At 41.6% G+C, this 4,995-nt stretch carries 9 protein-coding genes; 3 read left to right on the top strand and 6 right to left on the bottom strand.

Translation table 11 applies throughout. From position 1 onward, the window contains the following. Positions 1–379 precede the first annotated feature (379 nt). Together HY805_11215 and HY805_11210 are read right to left on the bottom strand one after the other, a co-directional pair. A complete protein-coding gene (locus HY805_11215) occupies positions 380–616 on the bottom strand; it encodes a hypothetical protein (protein ID MBI4824777.1) in 237 nt (78 codons plus the stop codon). Between the two features lie 127 nt (positions 617–743). Beyond that, entirely contained in the window at positions 744–1,478 is a 735-nt protein-coding gene (locus HY805_11210; GenBank protein ID MBI4824776.1) for a DUF1460 domain-containing protein, read from the bottom strand. Positions 1,479–1,496: 18 nt separating this feature from the next. On the opposite strand from HY805_11210, the gene HY805_11205 reads away from it, so the two are divergent. Continuing rightward, positions 1,497–2,324 carry a hypothetical protein gene (locus tag HY805_11205; protein MBI4824775.1) on the top strand — a complete coding sequence of 276 codons (828 nt, stop codon included), beginning with the start codon at positions 1,497–1,499 and terminating at the stop codon, positions 2,322–2,324. Between the two features lie 11 nt (positions 2,325–2,335). On the opposite strand, the gene HY805_11200 is transcribed toward HY805_11205, so the two are convergent. Next, complete coding sequence (locus tag HY805_11200; GenBank protein MBI4824774.1) at positions 2,336–2,953, bottom strand: helix-turn-helix domain-containing protein; 618 nt, start codon at positions 2,951–2,953, stop codon at positions 2,336–2,338. 149 nt (positions 2,954–3,102) lie between these two features. On the opposite strand from HY805_11200, the gene HY805_11195 reads away from it, so the two are divergent. Beyond that, positions 3,103–3,540: a hypothetical protein gene (locus HY805_11195; GenBank protein ID MBI4824773.1), complete on the top strand. Its 438-nt coding sequence runs from the start codon at positions 3,103–3,105 to the stop codon at positions 3,538–3,540. 6 nt (positions 3,541–3,546) lie between these two features. Next, positions 3,547–3,858 carry a hypothetical protein gene (locus HY805_11190; protein ID MBI4824772.1) on the top strand — a complete coding sequence of 104 codons (312 nt, stop codon included), beginning with the start codon at positions 3,547–3,549 and terminating at the stop codon, positions 3,856–3,858. Between the two features lie 194 nt (positions 3,859–4,052). Here the strand turns inward: HY805_11190 and HY805_11185 are convergent, their stop codons facing one another. The 3 genes from HY805_11185 to HY805_11175 all read right to left on the bottom strand — a co-directional run. Continuing rightward, positions 4,053–4,328, bottom strand: a complete 276-nt coding sequence (locus HY805_11185) for a helix-turn-helix transcriptional regulator (protein ID MBI4824771.1) — start codon at positions 4,326–4,328, stop codon at positions 4,053–4,055. Further along, positions 4,321–4,680: a type II toxin-antitoxin system RelE/ParE family toxin gene (locus HY805_11180; GenBank protein ID MBI4824770.1), complete on the bottom strand. Its 360-nt coding sequence runs from the start codon at positions 4,678–4,680 to the stop codon at positions 4,321–4,323. Before HY805_11180 ends, HY805_11185 begins: the two co-directional genes overlap by 8 nt. A gap of 59 nt (positions 4,681–4,739) precedes the next feature. Further along, positions 4,740–4,995 (bottom strand): transposase (locus HY805_11175; GenBank protein ID MBI4824769.1); only part of this gene is annotated, 256 nt, incomplete at its 5' end.

Here is a 4,995-nt window from a genome sequence, read left to right as displayed (position 1 = left end):
GGCACGGACTTCGGTAAAATAACCAATGAGCAGGTGGCAATGGTAGCATCATTAATTAACACAAGGCCCAGAAAATGTCTGGGCTACAAGACGCCCCTTGAAGTCGCATCTGTTGCACTTCGAGATTGAATGTAGGAAATTCTAACCTTTAAGGATAAGAAAAAAGAGGTCAAGCAAAAGAAAGAGTTTATTGACGCTATATCACCTGAGCTTAAGGAAATGGAAGTTAGAGAGTTAGAGGTAATTTATAATGTTGTAAGGGTATTGATAAAGCACATTCCAGACAGTTAACCCCCCTCCTTTATTCTCTTACTTAAGTATCTTTTCATCTATGCCATGTAAGAGGTTACCCAGTAAGTAACTAATCCAGATATTAGTATCAATTACGACTTTCATGCCGTTTTTGTCTCACAGCCTCTACCTCTTTAGTAATCTCTTCTATTGTTATAGAATATTTTTTTGCAGACTCCCTGAATTCCTTTAAAAGACTTTTAAACCTCGTAGCAAAAAGCTCTTCTTCCAGCATAGTCAATAACTCTATTTTTCTCCCTCTCGGAAGGTCATTAACAGCCTTTTTGATTTTATTCAGGTTTGCATCTGAAATTGTTTTCAGCATTATCAACGCCTCCTCTTTGAAATGGTATTATATAGTAGCAACCACATAATGTCCTTATTCCCGCCTTGCTTAAATCACAACAAACACTACTATTATATCAGAATAAATACTTTTCAGGCTCTTGCATTTATTTATGCCTCAATACAACAATCCCTGTCTTACCTGCCATGTATTTTTTAAACTCCTCATCAACCATTTTTCTTTTTATGGATGATGCATGTCTTAAATAGACCTTAGCTTTAGCCTTTATAATAATCCCCACATGGGAGACATCCAGCCCCTTTTCGTTACAGTATATGCCTACATAGTCTCCTGTCTTAAGCCTTGCAATTACCTTACTATCAATCCTTTCTGAAGGGATATATTTAATAACCCGATTCTTTGGCTTAATCCCTAATAAAAAATAGGTCCCATCGTTCTTCGTATTCAGCACCTTTTGGGATTTTACCGTATATCTGCCACCTATTTTTTCCGTGACATCGGAAACAAACTCCTGATTGGATTCAATCCAATCCGTGAAAAAGTGATTCCTGCTTTTAAATGAGACCCTTCCCGATTTATACCTAATTCTCCTTAGGTTTTCCTGAAACTCAGAGAACGAGCCTGAAATCCGCATTGCCTCTATGTAATCTATAAAGGTAAAACAATCGACTCCATTAAGATTTATGACTAAAACCTCTTTGGTGTTTTTGTCCCCAATTAATGTGGATTCTTTATAATTTACGCCAATAAATCTTTCCGAAAGGAAATCTATTGTCCGTGCAGCCGTTTTTATCTTAGAGGCTTTCTTAAGAATCCTATCCAGTTTGTCCTCAGACCATTTGCCTAAAATAAGCAGTTCCTTTTTAGGGCTTTTATGCATAAATGATATAATACCAGAATGAAGGCAGTAGACATACACATCCATGGTATATCGGGCTTTGACACAAGGACAAAAGACCCTAAAGATATTCTTGAGATTGCAAGTCTATGCGGCAAGCACGGAGTCACCGAGATAATCCCAACGATATACCCTGCCCGGATAAATATAATGAGGGAAAACATCATGGCAGTTAAAATGGCAATGGAGACTCAGAGGACAAAAGCCAATGAAAACCAATCTCGGATTATAGGCGTTAACCTCGAAGGGCCTTTTCTGAATCCCCTCAAATGCGGTGCGCTAAATAGCTCCTCCTTCATCCTGCCAACAGAATATAACTTCAAGGAGCTTATCGGAGGCTTTGAAGATGTTATAAAGATAATGACCATAGCCCCTGAGCTTGAAGGAGCAGTGAAGCTTATCGGAAAAGCACATGCCTTGGGAATAATCGTAAGCATGGGACATTCCGATGCAACTTATAACGAGGCAGAGGAAGGCTTTAAAGCAGGTGCTAAGGGCATTACCCATATCTTTAATGCAATGAGTGGGTTTCACCATAGGGAGCACGGGCTTTCTGGATTCGGGCTTTTAAATGACAATATCTATATAGAGGTCATAGGAGACCCATATCATCTTCATCCAAAGACAATCCAGATGATATTCAGGCTTAAGAGCATAGAAAGGATAATCCTTGTGTCTGATTTGGTAGCTAATCCTTCTTCCCATGGTCTTTCTGGAGGCTCTATGACTGTTAGAGAGGCAAGTAATAGGCTTATTGAGCTCGGCATAGACAAGGAGGCTGTAGCAGTTGCCATGAGCGGAAATCCCGAAAGGTATCTCTACGGATAAAGCTTCTAAAGCTAATATCTTTTTTCTTTTTTAACGACCCTGCCTATTATCTGAAAGTCTCCTCTTTTCACTTCCTGGTCAGGGTATTTTGAGTTAAGAGGATGTAAAACCCATCTTGAGCCGTATTTTTTGAGCTGTTTGAAAGTCGCCTCTTGGTTTTTGTTTTTTACAACGACAAAATCATTTAGTGTTGCCTCTATATGAGGGTTAACGATTATAACCTCGCCTTCTTTGAATTCAGGCTCCATAGAGTCTCCAATAACCCTAAGGCCAAAGACATTTTTTCCCGGCACATCAGAGTCTATCCACAGGTCAGCATCCCCTGGCTCAAATGCATCGCAGACTTCTTTCCACTTTCCTGCTGTCACCCATGTAACAACAGGAACCCTCTGAAGCCCTCTGAGCCTAACAGGCTCGATATTTGCCTCGATGTATCCTGTCTCTCTTAGGAACTCATCCATAGGGATACCTAATGCATTCATGACCCTAACAAGCACATGGAATGTAGGCTTTCTTTTGCCTTTCTCTATATAAAGGATATGTGCCGCAGAAACCCCTGCTTTTTCTGCAACTTCGCTGGCAGAAAGCCCTGAAATCTGCCTTCTTTGCTTTATAAAAGCACCTACCATTCCTTAACTATACTTTAAAATTTCTAAAATGTCAAGAACTTTTTTTAACCATAGTTATTTTTTTCTTGACAAAGCCATATAGTCCCGTTATACTAACTATAGTTTGAATAATCAAACTCAATAAAACAATAGTTTTCAAGGAGGTTCTTATGGAAAGGTGTAAAGACAACAGGGTAGTTGTAAAGATGGGAAGAAAGGAAAGGGTAATTCAGGACAAAGCCCTTGCTGGGGTAATTAAGGGATGTAAGGAGCTTGTTTCTGAGCTTCGGGGGATTGAGCCTGAGCTTAGCAAATACAAAAACCATATTGTAGGTTGTGCAAAGAGGTTCATGGGTACCTCTGGCACTCTGTGTTTCATTGTAGATGATGTCTCCTTAAAGGTGACATTAAGGCATGAGGCAGTCATACCGCCTGAAAATATAAGTGAGATAAAAAGGCTTCTTGGCCAGAGGTTTAGGGACCTTATAAGGGTCAAGCACAGGTATGTCTGCTCTCAAAACCTTCTCTTAGAGTTAAAGGAAAAGGGCTTGGAAAGCCTTATGGAGTTAAAAGAGCTTAGCCCCCAGTTGACATGGCAGGAAAAGTAAAAAGGCATGGGTGCCGATAAGGAAAAGGAAATCCTCAAGAGGCTTCCAGGCGACATCAGGCGCGTGGCTGAGCTTATAGGCATCGAGCCTGCACTTAAGCTTGCAATGGCATTCAAGGGCACATACCTTTATTTTGGAGGCATTAACAGCCTCGAAAGGGAGCTAAGAGACCTCAGGGTAAGAAGGGACTTTGACTCAGGCTTTAGTACAAAAAACCTTGCACTGAAATACAAAATCTCTGAAAGACATATTAAAACCATTCTCTCTAACACAGAGAAATACCCTGACGGTCTCCTTAGGCTTCTCGATGGGCTGTGAGGCAATGATGTCAACAAAATAATGTCTCTAACTTTTAGAACACGCGGAGCATAACTGGCAAATAAGAGTAGCGCGAAGAAGCATCGATTATTTCTGTTTGTGTTGATACAGATATCCCACGGAATAATACTTCTGGATTTCCTTGACCAGCTCCGGCGGGAAGACATCTCTTGCGTTAATGTGCTTTGTAGGCATCAGGCTATCTTAACCTCCAGTCGTTTTCCCAATGCAGAAGCGACACGCTCTAATGTCGAAAGCTTTATGTCTTCCGCATGGTTTTCAATCCGCGAGATCGCGGTCTTCTGCGTCCTGAGTCTGCGCGCAAGCTCATCCTGTGTCATTCCGGCCGCCTCGCGGGCCTGACGGAGCATAACTCCGACCTTGAACTGCTCATATCCTTCGTCATAGCCCTCGGCAAACCTCCTGTCTCTCTTCTTTCTTTCGTCTATATACTTTTTTAGGTCACTCATGTCTTGTCCTCCTTTTCAAAAAGTCCCTTCTCATTGCCTCTGCCCTTTCAATTTCAGCCCTTGGCGTCTTCTGGCTCTTTTTCATAAAGCCATGGGTCAGAACGACCAAGGAATTATCCGCAAAGAAACAAAATACCCGATAGGAGTTCGAGCTAAACACAATTCTACACTCCCAGATTTCCTCGGTCCCTTCAAGCTTCTTAAAATACGAAGATGGAACAATATCCAACTCCTCCACGAGTTTGAGAACCCATATAACCTTTTGTGCAGCCTTCCCAGGTAAAGAGTCCAGAAAATCCTGTATCGGGCATTTCCCATCGGCTGTCTTGTAAAAAGTTACGGTTCTATTCACTATTAATGTTAACCTGCATGTTAACCTATTGTCAAGAGGCTGTATGCCTCAGGGTAGTGTCAATCATTTTGTGTAAATTCCTTTAAGGGGTGTTTTCCCCATTGCTCGTTCAATCGGCTCAGCACCGCATAAACAATCCTCTCAATGCTCTGAGTATTGTTAAAGCAACTCATGGGCCTTGTCCTACGCCTCACCTCCCTGAATGCCCTCTCGATAACATTGGTCGTCCTTAGCTTGACCCATATCCCCTTGGGACAGGAGTAGAAGTTCAGAAGCTCCTCCATGTCCTTCTCTATGCATCTATCAAGGTCTCTC

The sequence above is a fragment of the Nitrospirota bacterium genome (genome assembly GCA_016207905.1).
GTDB lineage: Bacteria > Nitrospirota > Thermodesulfovibrionia > Thermodesulfovibrionales > JdFR-86 > JACQZC01.
This window is presented reverse-complemented; position numbering and strand designations above follow the sequence as displayed.

Bases quoted from the DNA above. Each gene is read 5' to 3' on its own strand.
- HY805_11195 (MBI4824773.1), top strand. From the start codon at position 3,103: ATGGAAAGGTGTAAAGACAACAGGGTAGTTGTAAAGATGGGAAGAAAG.
- HY805_11200 (MBI4824774.1), bottom strand. From the start codon at position 2,953: ATGGTAGGTGCTTTTATAAAGCAAAGAAGGCAGATTTCAGGGCTTTCT.
- HY805_11210 (MBI4824776.1), bottom strand. From the start codon at position 1,478: ATGCATAAAAGCCCTAAAAAGGAACTGCTTATTTTAGGCAAATGGTCT.
- HY805_11185 (MBI4824771.1), bottom strand. From the start codon at position 4,328: ATGAGTGACCTAAAAAAGTATATAGACGAAAGAAAGAAGAGAGACAGG.
- HY805_11205 (MBI4824775.1), top strand. From the start codon at position 1,497: ATGAAGGCAGTAGACATACACATCCATGGTATATCGGGCTTTGACACA.
- HY805_11190 (MBI4824772.1), top strand. From the start codon at position 3,547: ATGGGTGCCGATAAGGAAAAGGAAATCCTCAAGAGGCTTCCAGGCGAC.
- HY805_11215 (MBI4824777.1), bottom strand. From the start codon at position 616: ATGCTGAAAACAATTTCAGATGCAAACCTGAATAAAATCAAAAAGGCT.